We start from the raw sequence: 14771 nt of genomic DNA on the forward strand, positions 1-14771 counted from the left end.
AATTCTTTTATAGAAAATCTCAATAAATGAAATTTAGAATTTATCTACGTATTTTTCAGCTTGAGTAGCAGCGATAGCGCCGTCTGCAGCAGCTGTAACTACTTGACGTAGAGTTTTTTGTCTTACATCACCAGCTACATAAACGCCTTCAACGTTAGTGTGCATTTCTTGGTCAGCTAAAACATATCCGTAATCATCTAATTCGATTTTACCTTTGAATACATCAGAGTAAGGGATTGTACCTACGAATACGAATACGCCCATTGTTCCGTCATCTTCGTCACAGTGGTATTCTTCTTCGTTACCTGATTCTTTATCAACCATAACGATTGATTCCAAGATTCCTTCACCTTTTATTTCTTTAATAGAAGTGTTGAATCTCATAGATAAGTTGTCACATTTCTTTGCTTCGTCTTCAGCAGTTTTATCACATTTCAAGTGATCGCCTCTAACTAAAAGAGTAACTTTTCTAGCAAATTTTGTTAAGTAAGTAGCTTCTTCAACTGCAGAGTTACCACTACCAACAACAAATACTTCTAAGTCAGTAAAGAAATCTGCATCACAAGTTGCACAGTAAGATACACCTTTACCAGTGAATTCTTTTTCACCAGGGCATCCTAATTTTCTTGGAGCAGCACCAGTAGCTATAATAACAGATTTTGCTTCTAATACATCTCCGTTTTTTAATGTAAGTTTTTTAACTTTGTCAGAAAAATCAACGTCAACAACATCTGCTCTTCTAATTTCAAGACCGAAGTTGTCGATTTGGTCAGCCATTTTTTTGATTAAGCTTGGGCCAGATTCTCCAACAATTCCACCTGGATAGTTTTCAATAGAATCAGTAGTAGTGATTTGACCACCAGTTTTTTCTTTTTCAACTATCAATGTGTTCATTTTAGCACGTGCAGCGTATAAACCAGCTGATAAACCAGCAGGGCCAGCACCAATAATAATTAAATCATACATGTAAATTCACTCCTTAAATTTCTTTTGAGTAAGAACTCTATAAATAATAATATCATAAAAGGTCAAAAAAATCACTATTAAGCGTTTAGTTAATGTTAAGAAATAATTATAACAAAAATGTAACAATTAAGTTGTTAGCATAATATAGCAGTTAGTTTACAATAAAACAATAAATGTCTGTAAAATAATAAAAATTTTAGTAAAGTTATTGCATTTTACTAAAAACATAGTATAATAATAGTAAGAGATATGAAAAGATTTTCATAAGTGATTTGGTTAGATTTACTTAGTCAAGCATTAGCATTAATTTATTTAATAATCCAGGATATAAGATTTTAAATGCTTGACAGAGGCAAATTTGAGAGAAGATTTGTTGTATCATAGTATAATCACAATAAAGGTTTTCAAGTATCTCAAAAAATTTAAGGAGGAAATTTTATGGATCAAAAAGCATTAAACGATACCATAGTGGCCATCAACAGTTTTCTAAGTAACAACATTTTATTGATTGCACTTTTAGGTTGCGGTATATTCTACACAATCTATTCAAAAGGCGTTCAATTTAGAAAATTAGGCGCAGCATTTAAACAAACTTTTGGAGGAGTTTTCTCAAAAGAAAAGAAATCTGAAGATGAAGGAGTATCTTCTTTCCAAGCTTTAGCGGTAGCTATAGCAGCACAAGTAGGTACTGGAAACGTTGCAGGGGTTGCAACAGCAATCATGGCAGGTGGTCCAGGTGCAATATTCTGGATGTGGCTTGCAGCAATATTAGGTATGGCTACAATCTATGCCGAAGCAACTTTGGCACAAAAATTTAGAGAAAAGGACGATGAAGGTAACTTCGTCGGAGGTCCTGCTTACTACATTAAAAATGGTATTGGACCAACTCATCCTGGATTAGCAAAAGTAATGTCAGTAGCATTTGCAATTTTAATAGTAATTGCGTTAGGATTTGTAGGAAACATAGTTCAATCAAACTCAATCGCAACAAGTGTTGTAGCAGCAGTAGAAGGAGCAGGTGGACACCTTAATCCAATCGTTGTTGGTATAGTAGTTGCAGTATTAGCCGGTGGAGTATTCATTGGTGGTATTAAGAGAATTGCAAACTTTGCTCAATTAGTAGTTCCTATCATGGCATTGATTTATATAGTTGCAGCAATAATAATGATGGTTAAGTTCCATGATCAAATTGGACCAGCATTTAAACTTATATTCCAAGCAGCATTTAACCCTGAAGCAGCTCTTGGTGGTGCATTAGGTATCACAATCAAAGCAGCAGCAGCAAAAGGTGTTGGTAGAGGATTATTCTCTAATGAAGCTGGTATGGGTTCTACACCACACGCTCACGCTACAGCTCACGTAGCTCACCCTGTATTACAAGGTTACACAGCTATGGTTGGTGTATTCATCGATACAATCGTTATTTGTACAGTAACTGCTTTAATGATTTTAGTAACAGGTGCTTGGACAGATAAAGGCTTAAACGGAGCATTGGTTACTCAAGAAGCTTTCACAAGAGCATTTGGTACAGGTGGTACAGTTCTACTTGCAGTTGCATTAGGATTCTTCGCATTTACAACAATAGTTGGTTGGTACTACTTTGGTGAAACAAACATTAGATTCTTATTCGGTCATAAAGGTTTGTGGCCATACAGAATTTTAGTATTGTTATGTATCATTGCAGGTTCTTTACAAGAAGTAGACTTAGTATGGAACACAGCAGACTTAACAAACTCATTAATGGTTATACCAAACATTATCGCTATCATTATGCTTCATAAACACGTAAAAAATATGAGCTTGCATTATGAAACAAATGGTAAAGAAGGTTCATTATAAAATAAGTCAAGATTTATTTATAAGAGATAAAAAACATCACGAAAGTGGTGTTTTTTATTTTCCTAAAATTCTATTGAAGAATAAATGTAGTTTTTTTGTGTAAAATGATAAGAATTTAATCTGGAATATGAGAAAATAAATGGGAATTTAAAAAGTAAGTATTCAAAATTTGAAAATTAAACAAGAAAATTAAAAAGTGAATTGTATTAAAAAAATGAAAAAAAATTAACAGATAAATCTGGTAAATATGTAAGCACACCCGAGTTTGTTAGAAAAAGCGGAGGCGATTCTTAATAGTTAGCTCAAAATAGGCACCCTCACATCACACAGAAATAACTGCTTATGGCTGCTACCTTCCGATCCTGACCAGGTTCACAGGTTCCTGTTGCGTGAGACCCACTTCTCAACACCACTTTTTAAGTTCATACCAACACTTTTAATCCCGCGCTCGGGAATTCGATCCTGCTGTAGCGATTGCAGGTTACAGGGCATCGCTAATTCCCCATCTAGTGCATGGCGGAGAGTAAGGGATTCGAACCCTTGAAACACGTTAATGTTTACATGATTTCCAATCATGCTCCTTCGGCCAACTCGGACAACTCTCCAGATATCGTATTGTTAAATTATAATATGATAATTAACATTTGTCAAATTTTTACATAGTTAACAATGATACAAGAATTTTCAAATATCAAACAGATAAGTACAATAATTACCGTATTAAAGGAAACAAAAAAAGTAGTATGCCTTAGTTGACATACTACATAAAATTCAATTTATTTTCTCTTTTTAATAGCATTAATAATAGATAATAATATTACTGAACCTAAAATTGCAACTAGGATGCTGTAAATATTAAATCCATTTACTCCGCTTTTTCCGATAATACTCATTATCCAGCCACCGATTGTAGCTCCGACAATACCGCAAAGAATGTTAGCACCTGCTCCCATGCTTGCATCATTACCAGTTATTTTAGATCCTATCCATCCTGCTAATGCTCCTACTATAATCCATGATAAAATTCCCATATATAATACCTCCTTATTGGTCATAATCTCTTACAGTTTTATTTATACCCTCGGTTTTGCAATTCTAAACATAGATTGTAAAAATAATTGGGAAAATTGTAAAATTAACGTAAACAATTTGATAATTTATTGTAAAATACTTAGAAAAACAGATAATATATAGTAAAATTAAATAAAGAGGTGTTATTAATGATTTATGCAGTCATAGATATAGGTTCAAATACAATAAGATTATCAGTATATAAGGTGATTAAAGATTCTGTCAAAAATCTTTTTAATGAAAAGTCCACAGCATCTTTAGCATCGTTCATTGAAAAAGGAGTCATGAATGAGCACGGCATTCAAAAACTAATCAATACATTAAATGAATTCAAGAATTTAATATCAAATTTCGAAGATATTTCAAAAACCTTTGCAATTGCTACGGCGTCAATTAGAAATTCTTCTAATAGACGAGAGATAATTGAGAGGGTAAGAACAGAAGTTGGAATGGATATTGAGTTAATAAGTGGAGAAGAAGAAGCAAAGTTGTCTTTTTTAGGTGCGGGAATTGATTCAAAAAGTGGAGTTCTTACCGATATAGGGGGAGGAAGTAGCGAAATCGTAGTTTTCGAACAAGGAAAAGTCGTTAGAACTTCAAGCTTAAATATTGGTTCACTTGTAGCATTCGATAATTTTTCTAAAAATTTGTTCATGACAAATGATGAGAAGAAACTATTAGAAGATGATATCAAATTGATGCTTGCTTCTAATAATCTCAACAGAGTACAACACGATATAGTGTGTGCGGTGGGAGGAACTGCCCGTGCTTGTCTCAAATTATACAATGAAATTTATGACAAAGAGTCTGGTAATGTGATTATTACTATGGATGGACTAAAAAAATTGATTAATACACTCATGAGTATGCCTGATAGAGAAAAAATGAAACTTATTTTAAAGGTAAAGGCGGATAGGGTTCATACATTAATTCCAGGAATGATTATTTTGTATAGAATTTCTAAATATTTTTATGCCGATATTATTAGAATTAGCATGACTGGAGTTAGGGAAGGTTTTGTTTATCATAAAATTTTAGGAAGGGGATAAAATGTACGATATTTCGTTTACGCAAAATAGGGAACTATCGTGGTTGAAATTTAACGAAAGAGTTCTTGAGGAAGCATCAGAAAAGAATGTGGAATTATTTGAAAGGTTGAAGTTTTTCTCAATATTTGATACTAATTTTGAAGAGTTTTTCATGGTTAGAGTGGGTAGTCTTACTGATATCAACGATATGAAAAAGAAAGTTATTGACAATAAGACTTTGATGAATGCACAAGAGCAATTAGATTGTATTATGGATGAATCTAAAAAGCTGTATGAGAAAAAAGATTCTGTTTATGAAGATTTAAAACAAGATTTACAAAAAGAAAATGTAAATATATGTAAAATAGATGAACTCAATGATAGAGAAAAAAGGATATTGTATTATTATTTTAATTCTACCATTGCTCCTATATTGAGCTTTCAGATAGTAGACAGGGTTCATCCATTCCCTCAAATTCCTAATTTGGCAATTGTAGTGTTGTTTCAATTGACTTCTCAGTCTAAGGGCAAAAAACAATTTATGGGATTGATTCAAGTTCCAGATAAAATTAAAAGATATGTAAAATTATCTGACACTAGAGTTGTACTAATTGAGGATATCATAAGGGAATTCGGCCAGGAAATATTCGATAATTATGAATGTCAGTCGAAATACATTTTGTCTGTAACCAGAAATGCAGACATCGATTATGATGATGAAGACTTAGAATTTGACGATGATTACAGATCTTATATGAAAAAGATGATAAAACTCAGAAAAAGATTGAGACCTGTAAGACTCGAAATTAACGAATTTCCTAATGATGATACTAAGGATTTTTTGTTGAAAAACTTGAATTTGACACAACATCGTATGTTTGTGACAAAAAGTCCGATGAGATGTGGATTTTTGTTTGATTTGGTATACGATATGCCAAAGGATGTAATTCAAAAATATACGTATGAAGAATTTTCTCCACAAGATTCTTCTATGATATCAAAAGAAAAATCTGTCATAGAGCAAGTTTACGAAAAGGATTTGTTTCTATCATTTCCTTATGAATCCATCGATCCATTTATAAGACTTTTGAATGAGGCTGCTGAAGATGAGTCAGTAGTTTCCATCAAGATTACAATTTACAGGTTGGCAAAGAATTCTGAAATCACTAAAGCCTTGATAAAAGCTGCTGAAAACGGCAAAGAGGTTGTGGTTCTTATGGAATTGAGAGCGAGATTTGACGAAGAAAATAATATTTTGTGGTCATCTAGGTTAGAAAATGCTGGTTGTAGAATTATTTACGGATTTGACCATTACAAGTGTCATTCTAAGGTTTGTTTGATTACTAAAATTAAAGATGACAAGATTTCGTATATCACACAAATTGGAACAGGAAATTATAACGAAAAAACAGCGAAACTATACACGGATTTTTCGTATATGACAACTAGACATGAAATTGGTGCAGATGCTAAGGCGCTTTTCGATAATTTTTTGTTAGGAAATTTGAATGGTGAGTACAAGCATTTGATGGTTAGTCCTCATTCTATGCAGGTTGGACTTGACAAATTAATCGATGAACAAATTGAAAAGGCTAAGTTTTCAGATGATGGTTATATTAGAATAAAAATGAATTCAATTTCGGACAGAAAATTAATAGATAAACTTTCTAAGGCTTCTTGCAAAGGAGTAAAGATTGATTTGATGGTGAGAGGAATTTGTTGTTTGGTGCCAGGTATAAAAGATAAAACTGAGAATATCAATGTTTATCAAGTAGTAGGAAGGTTTTTGGAACATCATAGAATTTATCAATTTGGTAAGGCTGAAAATTGCAAAGTATACATTTCATCAGCAGATTTCATGACTAGAAATATTAGAAAAAGAGTGGAAGTTGCTGTTCCAATTTACGATGATTTTATTAAGCGCAGAATATTGAATTTCATGGATATAATGTTTTCTGATGATACTAAAATCAGGAAATTAAATCCTGATAAATCATACTCAAAAGTTGAAAATACTGAGAATAAGAATGCTCAAGAAGTATTGATAGAAATTGCAAAAGAGAATGCTGAAAAACGAAAATCAGTATCTACAAATGAGAGTAGAGTTATTAATTCAAAATCTAGCAGTTCTACATCTCAAGATAATAATGATAATAAAAGAATGAATTTATTCGATAAAATTAAGAATTTCTTCAAAAACTTGACACATTAATAAATTATGTGAGAATATTTAGGTATAATTTTTAATGGGGTGAAATTATGACAGAGAGAAAAGTTCCTAATTTTTTGATCGAATCAAATACAGGAAGTAATATAAAAAACATCGTCGGAATAGTAAGTGGTAAAGGCGGGGTAGGAAAAAGCCTTGTCACATGTCTATTGGCAAACGAAATGGCAAAAAAAGGATATAAAGTTGGTATCATGGATGGTGATATTACTGGACCATCTATTCCGAAATATTTTGGATTAACTGAAAAGGCGACAGCTGACGCTGAGGGTCACATCAACCCAGTTACGACATCTAATGGAATCAAAGTTATCTCAATGAATTTGATGCTTCCAAAAGACGATGATGCAGTAATTTGGAGAGGGCCAGTAATCGCGGGCGTTGTTAAACAATTTTATCAAGATGTAAATTGGGGAGATTTAGATTATTTGTTTGTGGATATGCCACCAGGAACTGGTGATGTTCCATTGACAGTATTTCAATCAATTCCGATCAAAGGAATTGTTGTAGCGATGTCTCCATCAGGGCTTGTTGAAATAATTGTAAAAAAAGCATTGCACATGGCGAAAATGATGGGTAAGAAGGTCATAGGATTAGTTGAAAATATGAGCTACTTGGAATGCCCTGACTGTGGAAAACACATCGAAGTTTTCGGAACAAGCACTGTTGATAAAATTGCCGAAGAAGAAAATATCGATACAGTTTGCAAACTTCCAATTAATCCAGAGATTTCAAAATTAACTGAAACTGGAAAGATAAGTGAAGTCGAAACAAATTATTTGGAAAATATTACAGAAAAAATAGAAACTTTATAAAACTTATAAAACTAGCTCGTTTGGGCTAGTTTTTTTCAAAAATGACGGAAATATCATAAATGCAACCGGTAGTTGCGTAATTTCAAATCAAAGTTTGTAGCAATCAACTGCAAGATTTCATAAAATTAAATTAACAAAATTCAAGGAGGTTTGAAATGATATTAAGTGACAAGATAATTCTTCTTAGAAAAAAGAATAATCTAACACAAGAAGAATTGGCAGAAAAATTAGGCGTTAGCAGACAATCTGTATCGAAATGGGAAATGGGAAACTCAATTCCAGATATTAATAAGATTATTCAATTGAGTGATGTTTTTGGAGTAAAAACAGACTATTTATTAAAAGATGAAATAGATGATATTGAATATTCTGATGATACTGTCGAAGAGTTGGAGGCTAAGAAGACGATCAGTGTAGAAGATGCTAATGATTTTATGAGTGCATATGAAGAATATTCAAATAACATTGCTGAGAGCATAAGCTTATTCATAATATCTCCTGTTGCAGTTTTGGTATCTCAAATCATAGCGTTAACAACAAATGTTAAGAGCGAAGATTTTTTCGTCATAGGAGGAATTGTTGTATTATTTCTTATAATTGCTTTTGGTGTATATAAATTGATAGTGAAGGCGAATTTAATTGAAAAATATGACTTTATTTCAAAAGAATCATTTAATTTATCATATGGCGTAAAAGGATTAGTTGAAAAGAAAAAGGAAGAAAGAGAACAAAAAGATAATAAAGCAATAGCCGCTGCGATAATAATGTATATATTATGTGTGATTCCTGTCATACTTGTATCTATATCAGAAAGCGAAGTATTGCAATTATCGTCTGTAATATTGTTGTTAATTATTGTATCAGCAGCTACTAATATTTTAATCAAAAAGCTTTCTGTGATATCAAGTTATAACATGTTACTTCAAGTAGAAGATTACACTATGAAAAATAAAAAATTGAGAGAAAAGATGAGCGGATATATTACAGCCTTCTGGCTAATAATCACAGCAGTATATCTTGCAGTTAGTTTGTATACGAACAGATGGGAAATCACTTGGGTGATTTTTGCAGCAGGAGCGGTTTTATTTGCGGCATTTTATTTCATCTTAAAATCTCATTTCAACAATAAAATGAAATAATAAATCAAAAAACATTCTCTAATATTGAGTAAAGCTCAAAATAGAGAATGTTTTTGTTTTTATAAATCGCTAACTGTAGTATCATCGACTTCTTCTTTTTTCACTGTGTTTTCATCTATTTCAGGTTTCTTTTCATCTTCAAGATTAAGAATTTCCATGAATTCTTCTCCAGTGATAGTTTCTTTTTCTAGTAAGAATTTTGAAATCTCGTGAAGTTTATCGATGTTTTCAGTTAAAATATTTCTAGCTTTTTCGTGAGCAGCTTTTATTATAGATTCTACTTTATTATCTATTTGACCTGCTTTATGATCGCTTGCAGCTAAAGTATTGCCACCGCCAAGATATTTTGAGTTTGTAGTTTCCAAACTCATCATGTCGAATTCGTCAGTCATACCATACTGAGTGACCATCGCACGAGCGATTTTTGTAGCTTTTTCTATATCATTTGAAGCTCCAGTAGTTCTTGTGTTAAACACAACTTCTTCCGCACTTCTTCCTCCTGTTAATGTAACTATCATGTTAAATAGTTCTTCTTTGTTCATGAGGAATTTTTCTTCTTGATCTACTTGCATTGTGTAGCCCAACGCACCGCTTGTTCTAGGAATAATTGTAATCTTAGTAACTGGGGCGGAATGTGATTGCATTGCAGCAACTAATGCGTGTCCAACTTCGTGATAAGCTATAAGTTCTTTTTCTTTTGGAGTTATAACTGTGCCTTTTCTTTGTTGACCAGCTATTACAACTTCAACAGATTCTATCAAATCTTCTTGTGTTACGATATTTCTTCCCATTCTAACAGCTCTTAGTGCAGCTTCATTTACTATATTTGCCAATTGAGCACCACTTGTACCTGCTGTCATCAAAGCGACTGCCTTGTAATCCAAATCTTTTTCGATTTTGATTTTACGTGCGTGAACTTTAAGAATATCGATACGTCCTTGTAAATCTGGAAGCTCAACTGGAATTTGTCTGTCAAATCTACCAGGTCTAGTAAGTGCTGGGTCTAAAATTTCAGGTCTATTAGTAGCAGCTAGTATAACAACTCCTGAATTTCCGCAGAAACCGTCCATTTCATTTAATAATTGGTTAAGAGTTTGTTCTCTTTCGTCGTTACCAGAAATTCCAGCAGTATCACGTCTCTTACCGATAGCATCGATTTCGTCGATGAATACGATACAAGGAGCTTTTTCTGCAGCTTGTTTGAACAAATCACGAACTTTACTAGCTCCTAATCCTACAAACATTTCAACGAATTCTGAACCACTCATTGAAAAGAATGGAACTTTTGCCTCACCAGCAACAGCTTGTGCAAGCAAAGTCTTACCAGTTCCAGGAGGACCTACTAATAAAACACCCTTTGGCAACACTGCACCAATTTCGTTGTATCTTTTTGGATCGTGCAAGAAGTCAACAACTTCCAACAAAGCATCCTTGGCTTCTTCTTGACCGGCAACATCTGTAAATTTCTTGCCAGTTTGACTTTCAACGTAAATTTTTGCGTTGCTCTTACCAAATTGTAATGCATTGCCTCCCATTTTTTTAGTAGCTTGGCTCATTGCTAATTGCAAGAATCCAAATATTATTATAAATGGCAAAACAAATTGCAAGAAAATTGATAAAAGTGGTGCATATTTACTAGGAATGTCGCTTGAAAATTGGACTTTGCTTTCCAATAGACGATCAACTAATTTTTCGTCTCTAATCAAACCTGCTTTGTAAATTACGTTGTTTTTATCTTTTGATTTGAAATTGATATGAGTGTCTAATATTTTTACCTCTTTAACTTCTCCTTTATCGAGCATTTCGATAAATTTATTGTAAGGTACTTCTTCTTCTTTTGTTTTTGAAAAAGTAGGGAAAAGCAAGCCGGCAACCACAGCATAAAGAACTATAGCTATAAGATAATAAATTATTATCTTCTTCTTATTTTGCTTGTTTTCTTTCATATTGTGCCACTACATTAATTCAACATTTAATTTTTCGTTTAATAAATTCAAACTTTTGATAATACTATTGTATTCTTCGTTAGTTAATTTAATTTGTTTTTTGTATTTTTCAGAAATTTCTTCAACGATATTGTTGATGATTTTCTTTCCTTTTTCTGTCAAACGAACAGTAACAATTCTTTCGTCTTTTTCAGATCTTTTTCTTGAAACATATCCTTCTTTTTCTAGTGCTTTACACAAGTTAGAGATGTTTCCACCAGCCATACCTACTAAAACCCCAATATCACCGATAGTCAAATCATCATTTTTGCCTAATTCAAATAAAGTTTTAACTTTCATAATAGTTAATCCGTATTTATCTGAAATTGGTGCCAATAAAGCGTCTGTTTTACGATAAGTTTCTCTCAACAATTGAGATAATTCTGTGTTAATTAAATTGTAATCCATATTTTCCTCCATTTAATTTTTAAAATATTATGTGTTTTGATATAATAAAATACACATAAGTGGTTATCCACTAATTACAGTATATATGTTAATTATATAGAAATTATGGAGATAAATGTAAAATATGGAAAATTTTAATAAAAAAGACTATAAAAAATTGTGGGTGAATTTTGAATCTAGTACACAAGCTATGGATTTACTCGTAATTTTGAATAATATAGAAATTTTTGAAATATCTTTAATCACAATAGAATCTGATGTAAATAATAACGTTCTAGATTTGATGGATAATTTGGATTGGGATGTAGAAGTTGTATTTTTGAAAGATTTTATGAGTGAAAATGATGTCGTATTATCAAGATTTTTAGGTGATTTTAAAAATATTGATTTGCTTAATTTCTCTAACATGAAATATTTGTCAGAATTCTTTACAGAAAACACTGATACTCTTGAATCATTAGGTGATATTTTCATGTACGATAAATACGTCAAATCAGACAACAGCGATTTGAATGTATTAAATGGTAAAAGTGTGTTTATGATTACGAATGAGACATTTAACAAAAATGATTATACTGATATTTTAAATGAAATGTTTGATGAATCATCAGAAAAACTAATTGAAGATTTGTTCTTGTTGTACGCATACTCCAAAAAAGATCATTTTATTTATGCACAAACAAATTTAAAAATTGATGAAGAAAATAATTTGATTGAAGGAGAGGGAATTGAAACGTACATTTCAGTTACATATAATATCGACAGATTTAGAGAATTTTTAGAAAGCGTGATTATTTGATGAAAAAAAAGTTTAAAATAGGCTCTTCTATGTCGCTTTTCTTAGGAAGTTTATCCATTGGAGTATTTTCAGGTGGACTAGCTGTCTTTTACAGATATTTGCTAAGTAAATTAGAAGTGGTTAGAAATGCCATTTATTCTAACAACAGCTTTCCAAGAGCTATTTTAATTATCGCAGTATCATTTGTCCTAGGAATTGTGGTTAGCAAATTACTTAAATGGGCTCCACTTTCTGGTGGTAGTGGTATTCCTCAAGTTCAGGGAGAACTTATCGGAGCTTTTAATCAAAACAGTTTCAGAGTTACGGTTTCCAAAATTGTAGGAGGAGCAATTGCCTCATTAGTGGGACTTTCTTTGGGAAGAGAAGGCCCTTCAATTCAATTGGGAGCTAGTAGTGCTAAGTGGCTATCAGAAAAATTTGGAAAAAGCAAAACGAATGAGAAATTGTATTTAACTGCAGGAGCTGCGGCAGGTCTTTCAGCTGCTTTTTCAGCACCAATTTCAGGTCTTGTTTTCATATTGGAAGAACTTCATAAATCTTTTTCGAAAAAAGTAGTTGCAATAAGTTTTGCAGCAGCGGTGGTTGCTGATGTCATAGCTGTTGGAATATTCAAAATCAAACCAGTTTTTTCGTTTGGAATGGCCTATGCACTGCCAACAAAATACTATTTATTGATTATTCCGATGATTATACTTTGCTGTGCCGTTGGGAAACTATTTAATTATTCAATCACTTTTTTCCAAGATATATTTGCGAAGATTAAGCTTGAACAAGATTTGAAAATAGCAATATTTTTTGTATTTGTATCTGTAGTTGGATTATTCTACAAAGATATTTTAGGTGGCGGACATTCTTTTATAGAAAATATGGCAGCACATAATTACCATTCGTTTTTGCTTTTAATAATACTTTTGTTATTCAAAATGTTTATGACAGCGACATCTTATGCAACTGGAACTCAAGGTGGAATTTTCTTGCCGGTTTTGGTTCTAGGTGGAATTACTGGATTATTTTATTTTAATTTGATGAGTGCTTTCGGCGTTGTACAAGATGTTTATTTGTCAAATTTTGTAGTGCTTTCTATGGTTTGTGTTTTGACAGCTGTTGTTAGAAGCCCTCTTTTGAGTGTTGTATTGGTATTAGAATTGAATGGAAATATGACTCATTTATTGGGGTTGGCATTTTGCTCAATCATGGCATATTTTATATGCATGGCATTAAATTTCGAACCAATTTACGATATTTTATTGAAGAGAATGTTGAACAAAAGAGTTGTCGGTAAAGGCGTTAATGACAAATTCACTATGTTTGATATTAAACTTGGATATGAAAATTGTGTTTCCAATAAAAAAATCAAAGATATTGAATTTCCAAAAGATGCTTTAATTGCAGAAGTGGATTCAAATGGTGAAAAATACGTTCCAAATGGAGATAGTGTACTGAAAACAGGAGATATCGTCACTGTTTTAGTAAAAGATGAACAATTATACGATACCAGAATGAAAGTTCTTGAAGTTTTTGGAGAAAAAAATGAATAAAATAAAGGAAAACTTAAACTATATTCTTCTAGCTATAGTTGCTCTTTTAGTATGCATCTTGGTAGTAATGATGTTTTCTAAGAAAAATGTATACAATATTAACACTGGAAATAGCACCGTATTGAAGAAGAATTACGTAGTAACTCACTACGATAACAAGATTTTGATGTACCAAAATGAAAACTTAATTCTAAAACAAGATTACGACGACAAAAAGCCTTATTATTTTGATGGCAAATTTCTTTATTTGATTGATAAAAAGGATTTGTTGCAATATAATACAAAAGGAAAGGTGAATTCGAAGCTATCTTTTAAGTCTGATATTTCTTATATTTTTGCAAACAAAGACCATATTATTGTCGATACACAAAATGAATTTTCAATTGTTAATAATATGAAAATTTTGGAAAGCTTTGATATGAAAGACGAAGTATCTAGCTTGATAGCGTCGGATAAATCAAATTATGCTTTTAGCACGATAGGAAAGCGTGACGGAAGAATTTTTTCTAAGATTTACATGTACGATGACAAGGGACTCGTTTACAAAAATATATTCATAGATAAGCCGATTTTTAGAATGAAATATGTTGAGGGCAAATTAATCGTAGTGTTTGATGGATACATCAAAGTTTTTGACAAAGCTAAAATTACAAAATCAAAATCATTCGACGGTACAAAAGATGTTGGGATTTCAGATAAAAACGTATATGTAATTACAAAAACTGGGGAACTTTTAATTTACGATAAGGATTTGAATTTATTGAACCAATCTAAAATAGATGATTCACTTAAAATATATTCTAATGATAAAAACTGCATATTATATAACCAAAATGGGTATTTTATGTTTGAGGATTCCAAACTAGTGGAATATAAAGCATCGGATCTTAAATCAATAACAGGAGAAGATGATTTTTATTTAGTATTTAATAACAGAATAGAAAGGATTAGGTAAT

Annotated in this window: 12 protein-coding genes, 1 tRNA gene and 1 other RNA gene; 8 read left to right on the plus strand and 6 right to left on the minus strand. The window is 31.9% G+C overall.

Annotated elements, in window-relative coordinates; all coding sequences use genetic code 11:
* Positions 1 to 33: 33 nt before the first annotated feature.
* Positions 34 to 966 carry a thioredoxin-disulfide reductase gene (gene trxB, locus ABDJ34_RS07545; protein ID WP_412701919.1) on the minus strand — a complete coding sequence of 311 codons (933 nt, stop codon included), beginning with the start codon at positions 964 to 966 and terminating at the stop codon, positions 34 to 36.
* 438 nt (positions 967 to 1404) lie between these two features.
* On the opposite strand from trxB, the gene ABDJ34_RS07550 reads away from it, so the two are divergent.
* Positions 1405 to 2805, plus strand: coding sequence for an alanine/glycine:cation symporter family protein (locus ABDJ34_RS07550; protein ID WP_412701920.1), 1401 nt, complete (start codon positions 1405 to 1407; stop codon positions 2803 to 2805).
* Positions 2806 to 3056: 251 nt separating this feature from the next.
* Here the strand turns inward: ABDJ34_RS07550 and ffs are convergent.
* The 3 genes from ffs to ABDJ34_RS07565 all read right to left on the minus strand — a co-directional run bounded on the left by ffs (position 3057) and on the right by ABDJ34_RS07565 (position 3836).
* Positions 3057 to 3320, minus strand: an RNA gene (gene ffs, locus ABDJ34_RS07555) — signal recognition particle sRNA large type.
* A tRNA-Ser gene (locus ABDJ34_RS07560) sits at positions 3320 to 3410 on the minus strand. The genes ffs and ABDJ34_RS07560 overlap by 1 nt, the downstream gene beginning before the upstream one ends.
* A 171-nt stretch (positions 3411 to 3581) precedes the next feature.
* The gene (locus tag ABDJ34_RS07565; RefSeq protein ID WP_094206893.1) at positions 3582 to 3836 is read right to left on the minus strand and encodes a GlsB/YeaQ/YmgE family stress response membrane protein; all 255 of its coding nucleotides are present in this window, start codon (positions 3834 to 3836) and stop codon (positions 3582 to 3584) included.
* A 189-nt stretch (positions 3837 to 4025) separates the two neighbouring features.
* Between ABDJ34_RS07565 and ABDJ34_RS07570 the strand changes: the two genes are divergently transcribed.
* The 4 genes from ABDJ34_RS07570 to ABDJ34_RS07585 all read left to right on the plus strand — a co-directional run bounded on the left by ABDJ34_RS07570 (position 4026) and on the right by ABDJ34_RS07585 (position 9085).
* Positions 4026 to 4925 (plus strand): Ppx/GppA phosphatase family protein, encoded by a 900-nt coding sequence (locus ABDJ34_RS07570; protein ID WP_412701921.1) that lies wholly within the window; start codon positions 4026 to 4028, stop codon positions 4923 to 4925.
* 1 nt (position 4926) lies between these two features.
* Positions 4927 to 7116, plus strand: a complete 2190-nt coding sequence (locus ABDJ34_RS07575) for an RNA degradosome polyphosphate kinase (protein WP_412701922.1) — start codon at positions 4927 to 4929, stop codon at positions 7114 to 7116.
* Positions 7117 to 7163: 47 nt separating this feature from the next.
* On the plus strand, positions 7164 to 7946 hold the full coding sequence (locus tag ABDJ34_RS07580; protein ID WP_002835430.1) for an Mrp/NBP35 family ATP-binding protein: 783 nt from the start codon (positions 7164 to 7166) through the stop codon (positions 7944 to 7946).
* A 155-nt stretch (positions 7947 to 8101) separates the two neighbouring features.
* Positions 8102 to 9085, plus strand: coding sequence for a helix-turn-helix domain-containing protein (locus ABDJ34_RS07585; RefSeq protein WP_412701923.1), 984 nt, complete (start codon positions 8102 to 8104; stop codon positions 9083 to 9085).
* Positions 9086 to 9144: 59 nt separating this feature from the next.
* Here ABDJ34_RS07585 and ftsH read toward each other — a convergent pair whose 3' ends face one another.
* Both ftsH and ABDJ34_RS07595 read right to left on the minus strand, forming a co-directional pair.
* Positions 9145 to 11031, minus strand: a complete 1887-nt coding sequence (gene ftsH, locus ABDJ34_RS07590) for an ATP-dependent zinc metalloprotease FtsH (RefSeq protein ID WP_412701924.1) — start codon at positions 11029 to 11031, stop codon at positions 9145 to 9147.
* A gap of 9 nt (positions 11032 to 11040) precedes the next feature.
* Positions 11041 to 11478, minus strand: a complete 438-nt coding sequence (locus ABDJ34_RS07595; protein WP_035109253.1) for a MarR family winged helix-turn-helix transcriptional regulator — start codon at positions 11476 to 11478, stop codon at positions 11041 to 11043.
* 124 nt (positions 11479 to 11602) lie between these two features.
* Here ABDJ34_RS07595 and ABDJ34_RS07600 point away from each other — a divergent pair, with 124 nt between their 5' ends.
* From ABDJ34_RS07600 to ABDJ34_RS07610, 3 genes are read left to right on the plus strand one after another with little or no spacing between them, the layout of a single operon-like run.
* Positions 11603 to 12277, plus strand: a complete 675-nt coding sequence (locus ABDJ34_RS07600; RefSeq protein ID WP_412701925.1) for a hypothetical protein — start codon at positions 11603 to 11605, stop codon at positions 12275 to 12277.
* Positions 12277 to 13815 (plus strand): chloride channel protein, encoded by a 1539-nt coding sequence (locus ABDJ34_RS07605; protein ID WP_412701926.1) that lies wholly within the window; start codon positions 12277 to 12279, stop codon positions 13813 to 13815. The genes ABDJ34_RS07600 and ABDJ34_RS07605 overlap by 1 nt, the downstream gene beginning before the upstream one ends.
* Positions 13808 to 14770: a hypothetical protein gene (locus ABDJ34_RS07610; protein ID WP_412701927.1), complete on the plus strand. Its 963-nt coding sequence runs from the start codon at positions 13808 to 13810 to the stop codon at positions 14768 to 14770. The genes ABDJ34_RS07605 and ABDJ34_RS07610 overlap by 8 nt, the downstream gene beginning before the upstream one ends.
* The last annotated feature ends 1 nt before the right edge of the window (position 14771 follow it).

Origin of the sequence: Finegoldia dalianensis, from assembly GCF_046255015.1 — a bacterium.
GTDB lineage: Bacteria > Bacillota > Clostridia > Tissierellales > Peptoniphilaceae > Finegoldia > Finegoldia magna.

What these genes read in the sequence shown, in the direction of transcription:
- ABDJ34_RS07610 (WP_412701927.1), top strand. Translation starts at nt 13,808, where the DNA reads ATGAATAAAATAAAGGAAAACTTAAACTATATTCTTCTAGCTATAGTT.
- ABDJ34_RS07595 (WP_035109253.1), bottom strand. Translation starts at nt 11,478, where the DNA reads ATGGATTACAATTTAATTAACACAGAATTATCTCAATTGTTGAGAGAA.
- ABDJ34_RS07550 (WP_412701920.1), top strand. Translation starts at nt 1,405, where the DNA reads ATGGATCAAAAAGCATTAAACGATACCATAGTGGCCATCAACAGTTTT.
- ABDJ34_RS07605 (WP_412701926.1), top strand. Translation starts at nt 12,277, where the DNA reads ATGAAAAAAAAGTTTAAAATAGGCTCTTCTATGTCGCTTTTCTTAGGA.
- trxB (WP_412701919.1), bottom strand. Translation starts at nt 966, where the DNA reads ATGTATGATTTAATTATTATTGGTGCTGGCCCTGCTGGTTTATCAGCT.
- ftsH (WP_412701924.1), bottom strand. Translation starts at nt 11,031, where the DNA reads ATGAAAGAAAACAAGCAAAATAAGAAGAAGATAATAATTTATTATCTT.
- ABDJ34_RS07565 (WP_094206893.1), bottom strand. Translation starts at nt 3,836, where the DNA reads ATGGGAATTTTATCATGGATTATAGTAGGAGCATTAGCAGGATGGATA.
- ABDJ34_RS07575 (WP_412701922.1), top strand. Translation starts at nt 4,927, where the DNA reads ATGTACGATATTTCGTTTACGCAAAATAGGGAACTATCGTGGTTGAAA.
- ABDJ34_RS07580 (WP_002835430.1), top strand. Translation starts at nt 7,164, where the DNA reads ATGACAGAGAGAAAAGTTCCTAATTTTTTGATCGAATCAAATACAGGA.
- ABDJ34_RS07570 (WP_412701921.1), top strand. Translation starts at nt 4,026, where the DNA reads ATGATTTATGCAGTCATAGATATAGGTTCAAATACAATAAGATTATCA.
- ABDJ34_RS07585 (WP_412701923.1), top strand. Translation starts at nt 8,102, where the DNA reads ATGATATTAAGTGACAAGATAATTCTTCTTAGAAAAAAGAATAATCTA.
- ABDJ34_RS07600 (WP_412701925.1), top strand. Translation starts at nt 11,603, where the DNA reads ATGGAAAATTTTAATAAAAAAGACTATAAAAAATTGTGGGTGAATTTT.